The sequence below is a fragment of the Nocardia sp. NPDC004340 genome, assembly GCF_053602575.1.
This window is the reverse complement of sequence record NZ_JBSGDW010000001.1, coordinates 760,148-779,618: the sequence shown is the minus strand read 5'-3', so window position 1 is coordinate 779,618 and position 19,471 is coordinate 760,148. Positions and strand designations below refer to the sequence as shown.

Annotated in this window: 21 protein-coding genes; 20 read left to right on the top strand and 1 reads right to left on the bottom strand. The window is 67.9% G+C overall.

Features of this window, described 5'->3' with window-relative positions; translation table 11 throughout:
* Positions 1-118 precede the first annotated feature (118 nt).
* A complete protein-coding gene (locus tag ACWEOI_RS03375; RefSeq protein WP_357087511.1) occupies positions 119-943 on the top strand; it encodes a DUF1266 domain-containing protein in 825 nt (274 codons plus the stop codon).
* Positions 944-1,002: 59 nt separating this feature from the next.
* On the opposite strand, the gene ACWEOI_RS03370 is transcribed toward ACWEOI_RS03375, so the two are convergent.
* The gene (locus tag ACWEOI_RS03370) at positions 1,003-1,869 is read right to left on the bottom strand and encodes a hypothetical protein (protein ID WP_357087508.1); all 867 of its coding nucleotides are present in this window, start codon (positions 1,867-1,869) and stop codon (positions 1,003-1,005) included.
* Positions 1,870-2,236: 367 nt separating this feature from the next.
* On the opposite strand from ACWEOI_RS03370, the gene ftsH reads away from it, so the two are divergent.
* From ftsH to ACWEOI_RS03275, 19 genes are all read left to right on the top strand, one after another.
* Positions 2,237-4,600 (top strand): ATP-dependent zinc metalloprotease FtsH, encoded by a 2,364-nt coding sequence (gene ftsH, locus ACWEOI_RS03365; protein ID WP_433670100.1) that lies wholly within the window; start codon positions 2,237-2,239, stop codon positions 4,598-4,600.
* 153 nt (positions 4,601-4,753) lie between these two features.
* Positions 4,754-5,377, top strand: coding sequence for a GTP cyclohydrolase I FolE (gene folE, locus ACWEOI_RS03360; protein WP_433670102.1), 624 nt, complete (start codon positions 4,754-4,756; stop codon positions 5,375-5,377).
* An 11-nt stretch (positions 5,378-5,388) separates the two neighbouring features.
* Positions 5,389-6,312, top strand: coding sequence for a dihydropteroate synthase (gene folP, locus ACWEOI_RS03355; protein ID WP_452359186.1), 924 nt, complete (start codon positions 5,389-5,391; stop codon positions 6,310-6,312).
* Positions 6,309-6,698: a dihydroneopterin aldolase gene (gene folB / locus ACWEOI_RS03350; RefSeq protein ID WP_357087499.1), complete on the top strand. Its 390-nt coding sequence runs from the start codon at positions 6,309-6,311 to the stop codon at positions 6,696-6,698. The genes folP and folB overlap by 4 nt, the downstream gene beginning before the upstream one ends.
* 2 nt (positions 6,699-6,700) lie before the next feature.
* Positions 6,701-7,237 (top strand): 2-amino-4-hydroxy-6-hydroxymethyldihydropteridine diphosphokinase, encoded by a 537-nt coding sequence (gene folK, locus ACWEOI_RS03345; protein ID WP_452358829.1) that lies wholly within the window; start codon positions 6,701-6,703, stop codon positions 7,235-7,237.
* A complete protein-coding gene (locus tag ACWEOI_RS03340) occupies positions 7,234-7,701 on the top strand; it encodes a DUF3180 domain-containing protein (RefSeq protein WP_357087494.1) in 468 nt (155 codons plus the stop codon). The genes folK and ACWEOI_RS03340 overlap by 4 nt, the downstream gene beginning before the upstream one ends.
* Before the next feature lie 69 nt (positions 7,702-7,770).
* Positions 7,771-8,772: a DUF6779 domain-containing protein gene (locus ACWEOI_RS03335; protein WP_452358828.1), complete on the top strand. Its 1,002-nt coding sequence runs from the start codon at positions 7,771-7,773 to the stop codon at positions 8,770-8,772.
* A 131-nt stretch (positions 8,773-8,903) separates the two neighbouring features.
* On the top strand, positions 8,904-9,908 hold the full coding sequence (locus ACWEOI_RS03330) for a Rossmann-like and DUF2520 domain-containing protein (RefSeq protein WP_452358827.1): 1,005 nt from the start codon (positions 8,904-8,906) through the stop codon (positions 9,906-9,908).
* Positions 9,908-10,834 (top strand): pantoate--beta-alanine ligase, encoded by a 927-nt coding sequence (gene panC / locus ACWEOI_RS03325; protein ID WP_433670110.1) that lies wholly within the window; start codon positions 9,908-9,910, stop codon positions 10,832-10,834. Before ACWEOI_RS03330 ends, panC begins: the two co-directional genes overlap by 1 nt.
* Positions 10,835-10,847: 13 nt before the next feature.
* Complete coding sequence (gene panD / locus ACWEOI_RS03320) at positions 10,848-11,267, top strand: aspartate 1-decarboxylase (RefSeq protein WP_452358826.1); 420 nt, start codon at positions 10,848-10,850, stop codon at positions 11,265-11,267.
* Between the two features lie 14 nt (positions 11,268-11,281).
* Positions 11,282-12,076: a type III pantothenate kinase gene (locus ACWEOI_RS03315; protein ID WP_433670112.1), complete on the top strand. Its 795-nt coding sequence runs from the start codon at positions 11,282-11,284 to the stop codon at positions 12,074-12,076.
* Between the two features lie 192 nt (positions 12,077-12,268).
* Positions 12,269-12,883: a cysteine dioxygenase gene (locus ACWEOI_RS03310; protein ID WP_357087477.1), complete on the top strand. Its 615-nt coding sequence runs from the start codon at positions 12,269-12,271 to the stop codon at positions 12,881-12,883.
* Between the two features lie 5 nt (positions 12,884-12,888).
* Complete coding sequence (locus ACWEOI_RS03305) at positions 12,889-13,311, top strand: rhodanese-like domain-containing protein (protein ID WP_433594547.1); 423 nt, start codon at positions 12,889-12,891, stop codon at positions 13,309-13,311.
* A gap of 288 nt (positions 13,312-13,599) precedes the next feature.
* Complete coding sequence (gene lysS, locus ACWEOI_RS03300; RefSeq protein WP_433673218.1) at positions 13,600-15,066, top strand: lysine--tRNA ligase; 1,467 nt, start codon at positions 13,600-13,602, stop codon at positions 15,064-15,066.
* 116 nt (positions 15,067-15,182) lie between these two features.
* Positions 15,183-15,545 (top strand): histone-like nucleoid-structuring protein Lsr2, encoded by a 363-nt coding sequence (locus tag ACWEOI_RS03295; RefSeq protein ID WP_357087475.1) that lies wholly within the window; start codon positions 15,183-15,185, stop codon positions 15,543-15,545.
* Positions 15,546-15,732: 187 nt separating this feature from the next.
* On the top strand, positions 15,733-16,356 hold the full coding sequence (locus ACWEOI_RS03290) for an FHA domain-containing protein (RefSeq protein ID WP_379273295.1): 624 nt from the start codon (positions 15,733-15,735) through the stop codon (positions 16,354-16,356).
* 121 nt (positions 16,357-16,477) lie between these two features.
* A complete protein-coding gene (locus ACWEOI_RS03285) occupies positions 16,478-17,074 on the top strand; it encodes an anthrone oxygenase family protein (RefSeq protein WP_433670116.1) in 597 nt (198 codons plus the stop codon).
* Between the two features lie 197 nt (positions 17,075-17,271).
* A complete protein-coding gene (locus ACWEOI_RS03280) occupies positions 17,272-18,219 on the top strand; it encodes an esterase/lipase family protein (RefSeq protein WP_433670118.1) in 948 nt (315 codons plus the stop codon).
* 50 nt (positions 18,220-18,269) lie between these two features.
* A complete protein-coding gene (locus tag ACWEOI_RS03275; protein ID WP_452358825.1) occupies positions 18,270-19,214 on the top strand; it encodes an esterase/lipase family protein in 945 nt (314 codons plus the stop codon).
* Positions 19,215-19,471 lie beyond the last annotated feature (257 nt).

The window sequence follows — 19,471 nt, the reverse complement described above, 5'->3', positions numbered from 1 at the left end:
GTTCGCTGAAATTACGGACCGAATGGTTTGCCGATAATTCGCACCCGCCGCGACGGGTGTGGCAGACGCGATCGGCGAATAGGCGGCCACTCCAAGATCGATGGGGAACAATCGGGTTATGCCCGCCCGCGACGTACCCACGCTGACCACATTTCCCTATCCGGAGCTGGACCAGCGCGAAGACGATCATTGGTCCGGTGCGCAGGTCTCGGACGACGAACTGCGCGCACTGGCGCTCGGCGGCTTCTATTCAGCGCGCTGGGACGCCTTCCACGACGCGCTGTTGCTCGGACCCGAACGCGACCACCCCCTGGGTGATCGCCGCGAACTTGCCATCGACACCCTCACCGGCGCCTGGGGCATCACCGACGGCACCGAGGCCATGGCCTCGATGGAACAACTGCTCGACGGCATGCACGGCCCGCTCTACGCGCTCGTGCATCCGCTCGTCATGGCGGCCATCAACTCCCCTGAACGCGACCGCTTCGGCGAACGCGCGGATCGTCATCGCGCGTTCCTACGCCAGGTCGGATCCTTCCGCGGCATGGAGAATCCCGAAGCCCTGGTCCGCGATTACGACATCTGGTCGCAGGCCATCAAACTCGGTCTCACCGACCACCTGGTCCGCCCGCTGCCCACCGATATCCAGGCCTGGGATCTGGCCCGGGTGGTGGCCGTCGCGCGCATGGCCTACACCGCCGGCTACCTCGACGCCGACGTCGCCTGGGACTACCTGATGCGGGCCCTGCCCCCGGCCCAGCGCAAATACCGCAACTGGCGGCAATTCGGCGACGCCTACCTGGCCGGGTGGACCTACTGGCAGGCCTGCGAGGACCTCGCGGAACTGAAATCCGGCGGCGTGGACCGGCGCATGGAATTGCTGCGCCTGTGGATGCGGCCGACCAGCCCATGGCGGCGGATCACGCTGCAGCCGGACGAATAACATCCCCGGTTCGGGGGCCATTCGCCCCCAAACCCTGCCTCGGTTCCGGCCGTGTCGATCTAGTCCGGCAGGGACCGGAGAATTCCGCGGCCATAGCGCTGGAACTGCGCGTCGTCGACCATGCCGAGCGAATGCCGCTCGACCAGCAATTCCCACTCCGAGTACAGCTTCGCCACACCCGGATCGGCCGGCCCGGCCGCGCCGTCGGCGACCTCGCGCTGAATGGCGAAATTCAACGCGCCCGCGACCCGATCGGTGTCGGCGCGATCGGTGCCGAGGAAATTCCAGATCAGATTGCCGTCACTGACCTCGAAACCGTATTCACCCGGGGCCGAGTCCGCCGCGTCCTCGTCGTCGGTGGTGCGAGCCCACAGCAGGGTCGCGATCGGCAGCTCGTGGGCGAAACGCTTGCCCGAGCCGAGGGCCACGAAGATCAGCCGCGTGGTGGTGACCGCGAGCAGGCCGGTGGCCTTGGGCGCGGGCGCCTGCGCGGTGACCAGGGCGGTCTCCAGCACGTACTCGCCGGGCGTGACGAACCGCTGCAATGCCGCGATCGCGGGCTTGGCGTCCCGCTTGGGGGCCATGCGCCGCACCGCGCGGTCCACGTCGGCGCGGGCGGGTCCGCCGCGGCCCCAGGAGGGCGCGGGCGGGGTCAGATCGGGGGCGGCCACGTCCAGCCGCTGGGTGGCCAGGATCTGGTTGTTGATCCGCTCGACGATGACGGTCGCGGCGGGCACATCGTGTTCGGCGATGAGCACCGGCAGCGGGGTCCGGTCGGCGGGGACTCCGGTCAGGACCGGGGTGGGGTAGCGGAGGTAGATCTCGATGACGACGGCGTCATCGGCGCGCCGGTTCAAACGCACCTTCAGCAGGTCGCTCACCGGCACGTCGAGCACGCGCTCGCCGTCCGTTCCAGGTCGCAGCACCGTCAACCGCCCGTTGCCATGACGCACAATCGCCGTGGGTGTCCGTAGCTCGACTATGTCCATACCCCCTGCGCTCTGTTGTGTCGCCACTCACGATGTAACGACCATGCCATGATTGTGACCACGAGGTCCGACACCAGGGGGTGATCGAACCGACGTGTTGCCGCAAGTGGTCGGGGAACCACCCGCGTTCTCCAGCCGTTTACCTGTTGAACTGCACTAGCTGCCGAACTGCGCGATGTAACGACTAGACCGTACGCGGTACCGTGGCATGTCCGCATCCGTTCGCCGGAACGGGCGTGCCCCGAAAGCACAGCAGGCAACCGGATACACCCCCCGGAAAGGACTGGCCTCCGGCCGACGCTCTATGACCCGCAAGAATGTGTTCCGCAACCTGGCCATAGTCGCGGGCTTTCTGCTCGTGATCTGGTTGGTCAGCTATTTCAGCAACGACACGCGCGGCTGGCATAGCGTCGATACTTCGGTGGCGCTGTCCCAGCTGCAGGACAAGCAGAATGTCGAATCGGTTCAGATCGACGACAAAGAACAGCAGCTGCGCATCACGCTGAAGAATCCCACCGACGCGACCAAGGGCGAGACCAAGCTGCTCGCCAAGTATCCGGGCGGCGGTGAGGTGTCCGCGCAGATGTTCAAGGCCGCGCAGGATTCCGGCGCCAAGGTGAACACCTCGGTCAAGCAGGACTCGTGGCTGAGCCAGATCCTGCTCTTCATGCTGCCCATGGTGATCCTGCTGGGCCTGTTCATCTTCGTGATGTCGCGCATGCAGGGCGGCGGCCGCGGCGGCATGATGGGCTTCGGCAAGTCGAAGGCCAAGCTGCTGTCGAAGGACATGCCCAAGACCACGTTCCAGGATGTGGCGGGCGCCGACGAGGCCATCGAAGAGCTCGAGGAGATCAAGGACTTCCTGCAGAACCCGGCGCGGTACCAGGCGCTGGGCGCGAAGATCCCCAAGGGCGTGCTGCTCTACGGCCCGCCCGGCACCGGAAAGACGTTGCTGGCCAAGGCCGTTGCCGGTGAGGCGGGCGTCCCGTTCTTCACCATCTCCGGTTCGGACTTCGTCGAGATGTTCGTCGGTGTCGGCGCCTCCCGCGTGCGCGACCTGTTCGATCAGGCCAAGCAGAACAGCCCCTGCATCATCTTCGTCGACGAGATCGACGCGGTCGGCCGCCAGCGCGGCGCGGGCCTGGGCGGCGGTCACGACGAGCGCGAGCAGACCCTGAACCAGCTGCTGGTCGAGATGGACGGCTTCGGTGAGCGCACCGGCGTCATCATCATGGCGGCCACCAACCGGCCCGACATCCTGGACCCGGCGCTGCTGCGCCCGGGCCGTTTCGACCGGCAGATCCCGGTCGGCAACCCGGACCTCAAGGGCCGCCGCGCGATTCTGGCCGTGCACTCCAAGGGCAAGCCGATCTCGCCGGAAGCGGACCTGGACGGTCTGGCCAAGCGCACGGTCGGCATGTCGGGCGCGGATCTGGCGAACGTCATCAACGAGGCCGCGCTGCTCACCGCGCGCGTGCACGGCACCGTGATCACCGGTGCGGCCCTGGAGGAGTCGGTCGACCGCGTCATCGGCGGCCCCCGCCGCAAGTCGCGGGTGATCAGCGAGCACGAGAAGAAGATCACCGCCTACCACGAAGCCGGTCACACCCTGGCCGCCTGGGCGATGCCCGATATCGAGCCCGTTTACAAGGTCACCATCCTGGCCCGCGGCCGCACCGGCGGCCACGCCATGACCGTGCCCGAGGACGACAAGGGTCTGATGACCCGCTCGGAGATGATCGCCCGCCTGGTGTTCGCCATGGGTGGTCGCGCGGCCGAGGAACTGGTGTTCCACGAGCCGACCACGGGTGCGTCGTCCGATATCGACCAGGCCACCAAGACCGCGAAGGCCATGGTCACCGAGTACGGCATGAGCGCCCGCCTGGGCGCGGTCCGCTACGGCCAGGAGCAGGGCGATCCGTTCCTGGGCCGGTCCATGGGTATGGGTTCGGACTACTCGCACGAGGTGGCCCGCGAGATCGACGAGGAGGTGCGCAACCTCATCGAGGCCGCGCACACCGAGGCCTGGTCGGTGCTCAACGACTACCGCGACGAGCTGGACTCGCTGGCCACCGCGCTGCTGGAACGCGAGACCCTGCACCGCAAGGACCTCGAGACCATCCTCGCCACCGTCGAGAAGCGGCCGCGCATCACGGCTTTCAACGATTTCGGTGAGCGCAAGCCCTCGGACCGCCCGCCGGTGAAGACGCCGCGCGAGCTGGCCGCCGAACGCGGTGAGCCGTTCCCGGAGGAGGAGTCGCGCCCGGCGGCGCAGCCCGCCAACGGGTACCCGGATCCGGCCTACGCCGGGGCGCAGCCGCAGTACGGCGGCGGCTATCCCGCCCCCGCGCCGCAGGGCTACCCGGCGGCGCCGCAGGCTCCGGCCTACCCGCGCCACGGCTCGCCCACGCACGGTTCGCGTCCGGACTACGGCGCTCCGGCCGGCTGGTCCGCGCCGGGCTGGCCGCCGCAGGAGGACGAGGGTCAGTCCCCGCAGCCGCGCGGCGCGTACGGCGGCTGGGCGCCCGCCGGTAACCAGCGGTATCAGCCGGGCGGTCAGTACCAGCCGGGCTATCAGCCGCCGGAGGCCCCGGCCGCGCCGCCCGCCGCCGCCGGGAATGACGAGGACGAGAAGAACGGTTGGGACGGACCGAACGGTCGTCGCTGACCGCGGTCCCGATACGCTCTAGGGGTTCGCGGCCCGGCTCGGGCGAGTTCGTTCGCGGGGCGATTGCCCACGCGAAGGAACTCGCCCGAGTGGCACGGCGACCGCGTCCAGGCCGCGTCTGTATGTGCGGCAAGTCAACACAGGAGGTGTCGATTGTCGGCCACCAACAATCGTGTCGTATCCGGCCCGATCGCGCGCGACACCGGTCGGCCGTTCGATCAGGACCGTGCCGAGGCCGCTGTCCGCGAACTGCTGATCGCGGTCGGCGAGGACCCGGACCGTCCCGGTCTGGCCGATACCCCGGCCCGGGTGGCCCGGGCCTACCGCGAGATGTTCGCGGGCTTGTTCACCGATCCGTCCGACGTCCTCAACACCACGTTCGAGGAAGGGCACCAGGAACTGGTGCTGGTGCGCGACATCCCCATGTACTCGACCTGTGAACACCACCTGGTGGCGTTCCACGGCGTCGCGCACGTCGGCTACATCCCCGGCCCGCACGGCCGGGTGACCGGTCTGTCCAAGCTGGCCCGCCTGGTCGACCTCTACGCCAAGCGCCCGCAGGTGCAGGAGCGGCTCACCTCCCAGATCGCCGACGCGGTGATGGAGAAGCTGGATCCGCGCGGCGCGATCGTGGTGATCGAGGCCGAGCACCTGTGCATGGCGATGCGCGGCATCCGCAAGCCGGGCGCGTCCACCACCACCTCGGCCGTGCGCGGCATGCTGCAGAGCAATGCCTCCTCGCGCGCCGAGGCCCTGGACCTCATCCTCCGAAAGTGAGCGCGCTGACCATGGCCGAGAGCGGTACGCGGGGGGCCGAACTGGTTGTTCCTCGTGGGGGCCGCTCGTGCGTGGTCATGGGCGTGGTGAACGTCACCAGCGATTCGTTCTCCGACGGCGGCCGCTACCTGGATCCCGGTCTGGCGGTCGCGCACGGGCTCGAGCTGTACGCGATGGGTGCGGACATCGTCGATGTCGGCGGTGAGTCGACGCGGCCGGGCGCGATCCGGATCGATCCGGAAACCGAAGCGGCGCGGGTGGTTCCGGTGATCCGCGAGCTGGCCGCGGCGGGCGTGCCGACCAGCGTGGACACCATGCGGGCCGATGTGGCCGCCGCGGCGATCGCGGCGGGCGTGACCATGGTCAACGATGTGTCCGGCGGTCGCGCCGACCCGGACATGGTGAAAGTGGTCGCGGAGTCCGGGATTCCGTGGATCCTCATGCACTGGCGCGCAGAGGCCGACTACCGGCACGCCGGGCCCGCCGAGCAGTACGACGACGTCGTGTCGAAGGTGTGGGAGGAACTCGAGGCGCAGGTCGAGTTCGCGCTCGCCGGCGGCGTCGGCCTGGACCAGCTGGTGCTGGATCCGGGCCTGGGCTTCGCCAAGAACTCCGACCACAACTGGGAGTTGCTGGGCGGCTTGTTCTATCGCATGACCGAGATGATGGACGCCGGGATCCCGATCCTGATCGGGGCCTCCCGCAAGCGTTTCCTCGGCGCGCTGCTGGCCGAGGGCGAGACCCCGCGTCCGCCCGACGGCCGCGAGGTGGCCACGGCCACGATCTCGGCGCTGGCCGCCGAGCACGGCGCGTGGGGTGTGCGGGTGCACGACGTGCGGTCGTCGCTCGACGCGATTTCGGTGGTGGACGCCACCACCCGGGCCGCGCGGCGGCTGCGGGAGCGGTATCGGCGGGAAGCGGGGCAGCGGCGGTGAGCGGGGACCGGATCGAATTGCGCGGCCTGCGCGTCTTCGGCCACCACGGGGTGTTCGACTTCGAGAAGCGCGACGGCCAGGAGTTCGTCGTGGATCTCACGCTGTGGACCGACTTCTCGGCCGCCGCGAAATCCGACGACATCGCCGACACCATCCACTACGGCGAGCTCGCCGAGCAGGTGGTGGCCATCGTGGCGGGCGAGCCGAAGGACCTGATCGAGACGGTGGTCTCGAACATCGCCGACGAGGTGATGGCCGATTCCCGCATCCAGGCGCTGGAAGTGGTGCTGCACAAGCCTTTCGCGCCGATTCCGCATACCTTCGAAGACGTCCGTGTAGTCACGTCCCGCCGGCGCGCAGCAGACCCTGAGGGAGCGGAGGAGTAGCGGTGACCCGCGTAGTCCTGTCCATCGGATCCAATCTCGGCGACCGGCTCGCGCATCTGCGCAGTGTCGTGGAGGCGCTGGGCCCGCGCCTGGTGGCGGTCTCGTCGGTGTACTCGACGCCGCCCTGGGGCGGGGTGCCGCAGCAGGACTATCTGAATGCGGTCCTGGTGGCCGACGATCCGGCGTTGGAGCCCTCGGACTGGCTACGCCTCGGGCAGGAACTGGAGCACGCCGCGGGCCGGGTCCGGGAAGTCCGTTGGGGCGCGCGCACTCTCGACGTGGACGTGGTGTCCGCCGAGCAGCGCCGCCGCGACGGCCGGACCGTGGTGCGCAGTCTGGATCCGGTGCTGACGCTGCCGCACCCGCAGGCGCATCACCGCGCGTTCGTGCTGGTGCCGTGGCTCGAGGTGGAGCCGGACGCGGAGCTGGAGGCGGCCGGGGCGCTGCGCTCGCTGCGAGAGTGGCTGTCCGCCTTGGACGGCGCCGAGGTGCTGGGCGTGCGCCGCACCGAGTTGACGCTGGGCTGGGTGCCGCGGTGAAGCCGACTCGCATTCTCGATCTGTGCGCGAACGTGCTGCTGGCCGCGGTGGTGGCGTGGATCGCCACCAATGTGGCGTACTCCAGCTTTCCGCCGATCTCGGTGTTCTCGGGTGCGTCGCTGCTGCCGGTGGCGCTGCTGGAGGTGGTGCTGGCCTTCGTGATTCGGCAGCGCAAGGACAATCACGGGATCGGTCCCGGTTCGGGGCAGCTGCATCCGATCACGGCGGCCCGCGCGGTGGCGCTGGCCAAGGCGTCGGCGCAGGTGGGCTCGCTGGTGGGCGGGATCTGGCTGGGTTTCCTGGTGTGGCTGGCCATGCATTCGGATCTGCGTGCGGCGACCGCGGATACGCCGGGCACCGTGGTGGGTCTGGTCAGCGGTATCGCGCTGGTCGCGGCGGCGTTGTGGCTGGAGTATTGCTGTCGCGCGCCCATCGAGCCGCCCGATGAGGCAGCTACTTCATAGCTAACGTAATGATGCTGATCATCGCCAAGGTTGGGGACGTGCCCGGAAGATCACGCTACGCTGGCTGACATGGTTTCACCCTCCCGTAGCAGTGCTTCCCGTCGCCGCCGGGAGGATGCGGGAAAGTTCTTCACCGGCTTTCTGCTTCTCCTCGGACTGGTTGCCAGCGTTTTCCTGGTCTTCAGTGACAACCTCCACCTGATCCGGGTGGGCCTGGTCGCGGCGCTCTGGGCGGCCGCCATCGGCGCCCTAGCGGCCACCCGTTATCGCAGGGAGGCGGCCGTCGACAAGGCGAAAGTGGGCGACCTCCAGAAGGTCTACCAACTGCAGCTGGAACGCGAGGTTGCTGCCCGCCGCGAATACGAGCTGGGCGTGGAGACCCGGGTCCGCCACGAGGTCGGCGCGGACGCCACGGAAATGGCCGCGCTGCGCGCTGAACTGACGGTCCTGCGCGAGAGCCTGCAGCGCCTCTTCGACGGCGATCTGCCCTCCGAGCGCCCCGCCCTGCGCGCCGATGCCGTTCGGGTCCAAGAACTTCCGGGTGGCGACACGGTTACGGCTCCGGAAGCGGCGAACGATAACTGGCCGAACGCGGACCCCTGGGACCCGTGGTCGTCCCCCGATCAGGCCGAGGACGAGGACGATCCGCGCGCCCGCATCGCCCCCAAATTCGACCCCTCGCACCCCGAGCCCCCGGCCTTCGCGACCCCCTTCGACGACCCGGTCACCGCCGAAACCTCGATCATCACCGACGCCATGCGTCAGGACTACGAGGCCGAACGCGCCGCCGACCCGGCCCCCGAACCCCCGGCCGCCGACCCGGAGGCCCCGGCCGCCCCCGCCGAAACTCCGGAGCCCGAACCCGCCACCAACGGCCACGCCACCGACAACGGCAAGGACAGCGCCGCCACCCCGGTCCCGCGCCTGGTCCCCGAGCCCGCCGCCGCGGTCCCCGTCGGCCGGGCCACCTCCCGCCGCCGTCGCCGTGACGACAGCGCCGACCCCGAAGGCACCCAGCGCCTCTCGGTCGCCGAGATCATGGCGAACTTGAAGTCGGAGAGCAGCAACTAGCAGTGCCCCTGAGTGCCGCGAGAGTTGCCTATCCCACACTGGGTAGCTCTGGCGAATCGGCGGCGATATTCTCGCTCTCGTAACGTCCGGTACCCGCATGGCGGGACTGGAACGACTTTCGAGAGGACGAAGTGACCTCGGACAAGGATGTCTGCGGGACCGATCCTGCGCCTGCACGGTTGACGGTGGGAATCGTCTCGGCGGGACGCGTCGGCTCAGCACTGGGTGTGGCACTGGAGCGTGCCGGCCATGTCGTTTTCGGGGTGTCCGCGATTTCGGACGCCTCGGTGCGGCGTGCCACCACGCGCCTGCCGGATTCCCACATCCTGCCGGCCGAGGAGGTGGCGGCCCGCAGTGAACTGCTGGTTCTCGCCGTTCCGGACAGCGAGTTGCCCGGTCTGGTCGCGGGTTTGGCGGCCGCGCGCGCGGTGCGCTCGGGCACGATCGTGGTGCACACCTCGGGTGCCAACGGTGTCGGAGTGCTCGCGCCGCTGACCGAGCTGGGCGCGTTGCCGTTGGCGATTCACCCGGCCATGACGTTCACCGGGCACGACGAGGATGTGGCCCGGCTGGCGAACGCCTGCTTCGGCGTGACCGCCGCGGACGACATCGGCTACGCCATCGCGCAGTCGCTGGTGATCGAGATGGGCGGCGAGCCGGTGCGGGTGGCGGAGGAGAACCGCACCCTCTATCACGCGGCTCTCGCGCATGGCAGCAACCATCTGGTGACCCTGATTGTGGATGCGGTGGAGGCGTTGCGCGCGGCCCTGTCCGGTCCGGGTCTGCTGGGTCAGCAGATCGTGGACGATCAGCCGAACGGCCTGGCCGAGCGCGTGCTCGCCCCGCTGGCCTCGGCGGCTCTCGACAATGCCCTGCGGCGCGGCCCGGCCGCGTTGACCGGTCCGGTCGCCCGTGGTGACGTGGCCGCGGTGGCCGCGCACCTGGAGGCTTTCGAGGCGCTGGATCCGCGCCTGGCCGCCGGTTATCGGGCCCAGTCGCTGCGTGCGGCCGAGCGCGCCCGCACCGATCCCGCTCTCATCGATCTGTTGGCAGGACCCCGGCCGGGCGGTCAGGGCCGGAGGCGGCAGCGAAGCGTAACCACGGAGGCCCCCGACCGGCCGGAGAAAGGACACTGATGGACCCCAAGCTGATCGGAACGTACAAGCGCGGCGAGCTGACCGTGCACCACGATCCGGCCGTCATGACCAAGGTCGTGAAAGCGTTGCGTTCGGTGGGCCGCCGGATCGCGCTGGTGCCGACCATGGGCGCGCTGCACGAGGGCCATCTGGAGCTGGTGCGGCTGGCCAAGGTCACCAACACCACCGTGATCGTGTCGATCTTCGTGAATCCGCTGCAGTTCGGCGCGAACGAGGATCTCGACAAGTACCCGCGCACCCTGGACGCGGATGTGGAGCTGCTGCGCGGTGAGGGTGTGGAGCTGGTCTTCGCACCGAGCGCGCAGAGCATGTACCCGTTCGGTCCCCGCACCACCGTGCAGGCCGGTCCGTACGGCGACATCCTCGAGGGCGCGACCCGGCCGGGTCATTTCTCCGGCGTGCTGACCGTGGTGTCGAAGCTGCTCAATATCTGTCAGCCGCACGAGGCGTTCTTCGGTGAGAAGGACTACCAGCAGCTGTCCCTGATCCGCCAGATGGTGGTGGATCTGAACATGGACGTGAAGGTGGTGCCCGCGGCCACCATTCGCGAGGCCGACGGTCTGGCGCTGTCTTCGCGCAACCGCTTCCTGAACCCCGAGGAGCGCGAGCTGGCCACCACCCTGTCGGCCGCGCTGCTGGCCGGTCGGCACGCGGCCGGCAAGGGCCCGGAGGCCGTGCTGGAGACCGCGCAGTCGGTGCTGGACACGGCGCCCGATATCGAGGTCGACTACCTGACCCTGCGCGGCTCCGATTTCTCCGAGGCGTGGCCGACCGGCAATGCCCGGCTGCTGATCGCGGCCCGGATCGGCAGCACCCGCTTGATCGACAACATGCATGTTCCCGTCGGACAGGCCCTCGACGGCCTGCCCACCGTTCCCGACCAGCCTGCCCAGGCGACCCAGTAGGAAGGCGACGACGATGTTGCGCACCATGATGACGTCGAAGATCCACCGCGCCACGGTGACTCACGCCGATCTGCATTACGTGGGTTCGGTGACCGTGGACCAGGACCTGCTCGATGCGGCCGACCTGCTCGAGGGTGAGAAGGTCAGCATTGTCGACATCACCAACGGGGCCCGCCTCGAGACCTATGTGATCGCCGGTGAGCGCGGTTCCGGCGTGATCGGAATCAACGGCGCGGCAGCGCATCTCGTGCACCCGGGCGACCTGGTGATCCTCATCGCCTACGGCATGTTGGACGCGAAGGAGCTCGAGAACTACGCTCCGCACGTGGTTTTCGTCGACGAACGCAATCGCCCGATCGAGCTGGGCACCGATCCGGCGCACGCCCCGGAGGGCTCGGACCTGATCTCGCCGCGTTCGCTCACGATGGCCTGAGCGGCGGGGCGGGCATGCTGCTCTGTATCGACGTCCGCAATACCAGCATCGAGCTGGGCCTGTTCTCCGGCAGCGGGGAGCACGCGAAGCTGGCCCAGCGCTGGCGGATGCACACCAATCCGCTGTTGACCGCGGACGAGTTCGCGCTGCAGGTGCGCGGTCTGATCGGTGCGGACGCCGATCAGGTGGTGGGTGTCGCGGCGCTGTCCACGGTGCCGCCGGTGCTGCGTGAGCTACGCGAGATGCTCTCGCGCTATTGGGGTCACGTGCCGCATGTGCTCGTGGAACCCGGTGTGCGCACGGGTATTCCGTTGCTGGTGGACAATCCCAAAGAGGTCGGCGCGGACCGGATCGTGAATTGTCTTGCGGCATATCACCGTTTCCAATCCCCGGCCATCGTGGTGGATTTCGGGACGGCCATCTGTGTGGACCTGGTGTCGGCGAAGGGTGAATTCCTGGGCGGCAGTATCGCGCCGGGTGTGGAGATTTCCACCGAGGCGCTGATCTCCCGCAGCGCGCTGCGGCGCGCGGAGTTGACCCGTCCGCGGTCGGTGGTGGGCAAGAACAGCATGGAGTGCCTGCAGTCGGGCGCCATCTTCGGTTTCGCGGGCCTGGTGGACGGCCTGATCGACCGGATCCGGGATATCGACGCCTTCTCCGGCGACGATGTGGCGGTGGTGGCGACGGGTGCGACGGCGCCGCTGATCGTGCCGGAGTCGGAGACCATCGAGCATCACGAGCCGAACCTGACCCTGGACGGCCTGCGGCTGGTGTACGAGCGCAATCAGGCGCGCCGCACCCGGCCCTGAACCGACCGGGCGGAATAAAAGTGACGCAGTCGTCGCCGGGGGGCCTGGTGATTCCCGGCGATCCGCTGTTAAACTCGCCCTCGTGTATTTCCGTGTGAGCACCCAGGAGTGTTGTCGAGGCTGATTCGCCTCGACGGTCGTCGAGGCTTCGTATAGCCCCCGGCCACTTTCACACTTCTTGGAGATGCGCTCATGCGTTCCTCTGTTCTTTCCTTACCTGTCGATTCGCGTGCCGCCGCCACGTCGGGCCTGTTGCCCGAGGTCACCGAGCGCGCCACCGCCTCCGCCCTGCCCACCCGGCTGCGTCCGGCCGACCTGCTGCGCCTGACCGATGAGGGCGCCCAGGACGTGCTGGAGGGCCGCTACGATCACCTGCTGCCCGACGGCGGCCTGTGGCCCACCGAGAACCGCTGGGCCGCAAGGCTTGTCGCGGACGACGAGGTCGACGTCTGGCTGATCAGCTGGGTGGAGGGCAAGTACACCGAACTGCACGACCACGCGGGCTCGCTGGGCGCGCTGACCGTGCTGTCCGGCGCGCTCTCGGAATACCGCTGGAACGGCCGGGACCTGCGCCGCCGCACCCTCACCGCCGGCGACCAGGCCTCCTTCCCGCTCGGCTGGGTGCACGACGTGGTGCGGGCCCCCGAATCCGAGGCGGGCATCACCGGCCCGCTCAATCCGACCCTGAGCGTGCACGCCTATTCCCCGCCGCTGACGGCCATGTCCTATTACGAGGTCACCGGCCACGGCACCCTGCGGCGCACCCGTTCCGTCCTCACCGACCAGCCCGAAGGCGAACTCGAATGACCCACATGACGATCGACGGCATGCTCGCCCAGGCGCGCCGGCAGCTGCGTCGCCTGCTCCCGATCGAATTGCCCCAGGCCATCGCCCGCGGCGCGATTCTGGTGGATATTCGCCCGCAGGCGCAGCGCCTGCGCGAGGGCACCCTGCCGGGCGCGCTGGTCATCGAGCGGAATGTGCTGGAATGGCGTTTGGATCCGTCCAGTTCCGCGCGTTTGGCAATGGCCGAGCACCACGACGTGGAATGGATCGTCGTTTGCTCGGAGGGCTACACCTCCAGCCTGGCCGCCGCCTCGCTGCAGCAGCTCGGCCTGCGCCGCGCCACCGACCTGGAAGGCGGATATCAGGCGCTGAAGGCCGCCGGTCTGCTGACCGTCGCCGCCTCGGCGCCGCACTTCGAACGCGAGGTCGCCACCCTGGCGTGGCTGTAGCTTTCGATCGCGGAGTTGCCGACTGATTTCGTGCCGCCCGGGGTAACTCGTCGGGTACGGCCGAAATTGTTTCGGCACTCGACCGCTGGCACGCGTGCGAGACGGTCGACGCTGCCCGGGTCGGGCGCTGGAGTCGCGGGGAGGCGGGGGAGTGAAAAAGGTTTCCGCCGCAGGATAGGCTGGGTACCCGTGAGCACCCCTCCCTCTTCTTCTTCTGCAAGCATCACTGTTTCCGCTGGGCAAAAGCGTGCCGCGGCGCCCGCGGTGGAGCATGACGTCCCCGAGCAGATGCGGATTCGCCAGGAGAAGCGGGAGCGGTTGCTGGGGGAGGGCCGCGAGGCTTATCCGGTGGTGGTGGATCGCACCCACACGCTCGCCGAAATTCGGGCGGCGTACCCGGAGCTGGCGCCCGATACCCAGACCGGTCAGACGGTCGGGATCGCGGGTCGCGTCATTTTCGTCCGTAATACCGGCAAGTTGTGTTTCGCCACCCTGCAGGAGGGCGACGGCACCAAGCTGCAGGCGATGATCAGCCTGAACGGGGTCGGCGCGGAGTCGCTGGCGGCCTGGAAGGCCGATGTCGACCTGGGTGACTTCGTGTTCGTGCACGGTGAGGTGATCGCCTCGCGCAGTGGCGAATTGAGCGTCATGGCCGACTCGTGGGAGATGGCGGCGAAGTCGCTGCGCCCGCTGCCGGTGGCGCACAAGGAGATGAACGAGGAGTCCCGGGTCCGGCAGCGCTATGTCGACCTGATCGTGCGCCCGGAGGCGCGTGAGATGGCCCGCACCCGCGTCGCCGCGGTGCGCGCGCTGCGAAACGCGATGGAGCGCAGGGGATTCCTCGAGGTCGAGACCCCGATGCTGCAGACCATCCACGGCGGCGCGGCGGCCCGTCCGTTCGCCACCCACTCCAACGCGCTCGACATGGAGCTGTTCCTGCGCATCGCGCCGGAGCTGTTCCTGAAGCGTTGCGTGGTGGGCGGCATCGAGAAGGTCTTCGAGATCAACCGGAACTTCCGCAACGAGGGCGCGGACTCCACCCATTCGCCCGAGTTCGCAATGCTGGAAACCTACGAGGCGTACGGCACCTACGATGATTCCGCCGTGATGATGCGCGAATTGATCCAGGAAGTCGCGCAGGAGGTCTACGGCACGCAGGTGGTGACGCTGGCCGACGGCACCGAATACGATCTGTCCGGCGAGTGGGCGACCGTCGAGATGTACCCGTCGCTGTCCGAGCAGATCGGTACCGAGGTCACCCCGGAAACTTCCGTCGAGGAATTGCTGGCGCTCGCGGATCGGGTCGGTCTGGAAATTCCGCAGGGTAAGGGCTACGGACACGGCAAACTGGTCGAGGAACTGTGGGAGCACGTCTACGGCGACAAGCTCTATGCCCCGACTTTCGTGCGCGACTTCCCGGTGGAGACATCGCCGCTGACCCGTCAGCATCGGAGCAAGCCCGGGGTTACCGAGAAGTGGGACCTGTACGTGCGCGGCTTCGAACTGGCCACCGGCTATTCGGAACTGGTGGATCCGGTGATCCAGCGGGAACGATTCATGGATCAGGCGCGTTTGGCGGCGGCCGGTGACGACGAGGCCATGCGCCTGGACGAGGACTTCCTCGCCGCGATGGAGCACGGTATGCCCCCCACAACGGGAACGGGCATGGGTATCGATCGTTTGCTGATGGCCCTGACTGGCCACGGAATCCGGGAAACGATACTCTTTCCAATTGTGCGGCCGGCCGCCCGTTAGTTCTCCGGATTGCATTTCCGGGGCCTGTTCTGGGACTATCGGAATTAGCGGTATTCTGGCGTCGGGTAATCGGCCTGACTATGTGGGTCGCACGATTTCGAGAGGACGTTCATCTCATGGCAAAGAAGGTCACCGTTAGCTTGATCGACGATGTCGACGGTGAGTCCATCGCGGACGAGACCATCGAGTTCGCTATCGATGGCGTCTCGTACGAGATCGACTTGTCGACGGCGAATGCGGCCAAGCTTCGGGAGGGTCTGGAGACTTGGGTTTCGGCCGCTCGGCGCACGAGCGGACGGCGTCGCACCAAGGTGGCCGGCGCTCCGGCCGCGGGACCGAAGAACCGGGTCTCGATCGACCGTGAACAAAGCGCGGCCATTCGCGAATGGGCTCGCCGGAATGGACACAAGGTGTCCGCCCGTGGTCGTATCTCCGCTGACATCACCGAGGCTTACAACAAGGCCGCCGCTAAGAACTAGTGTCCGCTAGTCGCCGATTCGACTGCCGTCCGGGTGTTCGTGCGACCCGGGCGGCAGTGGTTTATTCATACGCTTTGCGTATAACCAGAGGATCAACTGCGATCTTGCTACCGCCCGGGGTGGCCAGGCACCATTGAAACGTGCAGACGACGTCACTGGCTGGGCGTAGAGAAGAGGTATCGGCACAGTGACCGCTTTCCACGGTTCCTTCCTCCGGGTCAAGGACCAAGAGGGACGCCAGCACGAGTTGATGCTGTCCTCCGACCAGCCCCGGATCACCATCGGCCGCTCCCCGCAGGCCGATCTGTCGCTGTCCTGGGACGCCGAGGTGTCGCGCCTGCACGCGACCGCGGAGTACCTGGGCGCGCACTGGACCATCGTGGATGACGGCCTGTCCCGCAACGGCACCTTCGTCAACGGTGACCGCCTGGTGGGGCGGCATCGGTTGCAGCCGGGGGATGTCATCCGGATGGGGACCTCGCGGGTCACCTTCCATGACTTCAGCGGCGCCGCAGGCGATGTCACGCAGACCTCGACCGGTGGGCTGCCCACGCTCCGCTCGCTCACCGAGACCCAGCGGTCGGTGCTGATCGCGCTCTGCCGCCCCCTGCGCGGTAATGACGGCTTCGCCTCGCCCGCCTCGAACCAGCAGATCGCGGCCGAACTCTTCCTCAGTGTCGACGCCATCAAGACCCACCTGCGCGCTCTGTTCGCCAAGTTCGGCGTCGAGGACCTGCCGCAGAACCAGAAGCGCGTCCGCCTCGCCAACCTGGCCATGCAGTCCGGCGTCATCTCGGAGCGCGATCTCTGACCCTGGACCCGCGCGCATGGGGGTGAGCTTCTGAGCCATGGGTTTCCGGGGCCGCGGACTGTTGACTGGATGTAGTTGATCGCCCGGGAGTCCGGGTGGCGGATCCAGTCAGGAGAGATCGATGTTCGCACTTCGCACGGCCGCGCTGGTGGCGGCGACGCTGACCACCGGTCTCACCGCCGGCATCTTCTTCGCCTACGCGACCTCGGTGATGACGGCGCTGGGTCAGTCCGACGACCGCACCTTCGTCGACATCATGCAGAAGATCAATGTGGTCATCATCAACCCGCCGTTCATGCTCGCCTTCATGGGTTCGGTCGGCTTCACCGTGCTGGCCGCGGCCCTGCACCTGGGCAAGGACACCCGCACCACGCTGATCTGGGTCGGCGTCGCGCTGGCGCTCAATGTGATCGCCTTCGCGGTGACCTCCGGCCTGAACGTGCCGCTCAACAACCAGCTGGCCAATGCCGGTGATGTCGCTCAGATCCCGGATCTGGCGGCGGTGCGGTCCCAGTTCGAAAGCTCCTGGGTGGCTTGGAACGTCGTGCGCGCGGTGATCCACACCCTCGCCTTCCTGGTGCTGACGGGTGCGCTGTTCGTGGCGGGCATGCAGCACGCCAAGGCGGATCAGAAGGCGGTGTCGGCTCCGGCCGCGGCCTCGGCTCCGATGTACCCGCAGTACGCCCCGCAGCCCGGATTCCCTTCCGCCCGGCAGTAATTCAGCACGCTTTTCCGGCGGTGGCCGGGACCTTATGTGCGGCAACACAAGCCGCCTGCGGGTCCCGGCCATCGCCGTTTTCCTGTAGTGAAACCAGTTTCAGAACTTACCCGTCAGTAATCCATCCTCCGTGCTTGTTTCCTGACTAGGTTGTCGGAACGCGTTCTAATTTGGGAGGGAACATGCAGAGGATGCCCATGCGTGGAACGCCAGGATCACTGCTGATCATGGCGGTGCTGGCGATATTAGGTATCACCGCGAGCGGTACGGCTCGCGCGGAATACCCGGTCACATACAGTTTCTTCGCGGGTATCCCGAACGAGCTGCTGAATCCGGGCGGCTCGCTGCCGGGCGCCAATGACTGGTCGTGCAAGCCCACGGCCACGCACCCCGATCCGGTGGTGCTGATCCACGGCACCGCGGGCGGCGCGCAGACCAACTGGGGCGCCTACGCGCCGCTGCTCGCCAACGAGGGTTACTGCGTGTTCGCCCTGACCTACGGCGCCCTCGACGTCCCGTGGCCGTTGAACGCCCTGGGCGGGATGAAGCCGATCCCCGAAAGTGCCGCTCAGCTGGCCGCGTTCGTGAACCGGGTGCTGTCGGCGACCGGCGCCGCGCAGGTCGACTTCGTCGCCCACTCGCAGGGCAACACCGTCGGCAACTACTTCATCAAGCGGCTCGGCGGCGCCGGCAAGGTCAACCACTTCGCGGCCATCGCGCCCCCGTGGCTGGGCATCTTCGGCGACCAGATGAACGTGATCCGGGCCTTCGGTCAGCAGTTGGGCGCGACCGCGGACCAGATCGACAACCTGGCCACCGTGGGCGTCATCTGCCAGGCCTGCCCGGAGATGCTCGGCAACTCCTCGTTCATGAACGCGCTGAACGCCGACGGCGTGTTCGACCCGTCGGTCACCTACACCAACCTGGCCTCCAATTTCGACGAGGCGGTGTGGCCGTCGATCGCCCTGGTCCCCGGCGCGAACGTCACCAACGACCTGATGCAGGAAGGCTGCGCGCTCGACTTCTCCGATCACATGGCCATCGCGGGCAGTCGCCGCGCGGCCATGATGACGCTCAACGCCCTGGACCCGGCGCACCCCCGTCCGGTCCCGTGCGAGTTCGTCCCGCCCTTCACGGGCGCCTGACCGGCCGATTCACCTTGGGATTCGGGGCATCGGGAGGGATGATGACAAGGATGCGGGGAACATCGGTTTCGCTGTTGATCCTGGCGGTATCGGCCATGCTGGGAATCACCGCGAGCGGTGCGGCTCGCGCGGAGTATCCGGTGAGCTTCAACTTCTTCGCGGGTATTCCGTACGAGCTCGCCGATCCCGGTGGTTCGCTGCCGGGCTCGAACGACTGGAACTGCAAGCCCTCCGCGGCGCATCCGGATCCGGTGGTGCTGGTGCACGGCACCGCCGGTGGGGCGCAGACCAACTGGGGCGCCTACGCGCCGCTGCTGGCCAATGAGGGTTACTGCGTGTTCGCCCTGACCTACGGCGCGCTGGACGTGCCGTGGCCGTTGTCGGCCATGGGCGGGTTCCGGACCATCGAGGACAGTTCGGCGCAGCTGGCCGCCTTCGTGGCCCGGGTGTCGGTCGCGACGGGCGCCCTGAAGGTGGACCTGATCGCCCATTCGCAGGGCAATATCGTCGGCCAGTACTTCGTCAAGCGGCTCGGCGGTTCGGGTCAGGTGGACAAGTTCGTGGCCATCGCGGCGCCGTGGCTCGGCACCTACGGCGACAACATGGCCGTGGTCCGGGCCTTCGCCGCGCGGCTGGGGGCCGACACCGCGACCGTGGACGCCGCGGTCGGCCTGGGCGTGTGCCCGGCCTGTTCGGAGATGCTCGGCGGGGATCCCTTCATGACGGCCCTGAACGCCGACGGCGTGTACGACCCGACCGTGGCGTACACCAACCTGGACACCCGCTACGACGAGCTGATCGTGCCGTACACGATCGGCCTGGTGCCCGGTCCGAACGTCACGAACTTCTTCATGCAGGACGGTTGCCCGATCGACTACTCCGACCACCTCGCCATCGCGGGGAGTCATCGCGGGGCGATGATCGCGCTCAACGCTCTGGATCCGGAGCATCCGCGGCCGGTCCCGTGTGAGTTCGTCCCGCCGCTCACCGGATAGCCGACCCGCTCGATTTCCGGGACTGACCGGCTTGTTCGCTGTGGGCGTAGCGAGTTCGGAAACGAGCCGCGCAACTGCCCCGTTATGACTGAATGAGTCGTACTGTCGCCGGTTCGCAATAGGGTGGACGGACGACGTGCGTGACCCCCGGCAACTAGAGTGGAGTCGGGGGATGCAACCCCAGGGCTTCATGGCAGGCTGGCGACCAGAAGGGCAGCACAGGGTCTGAAGCGCCGGATGCCAGTGATGGCGGAGCA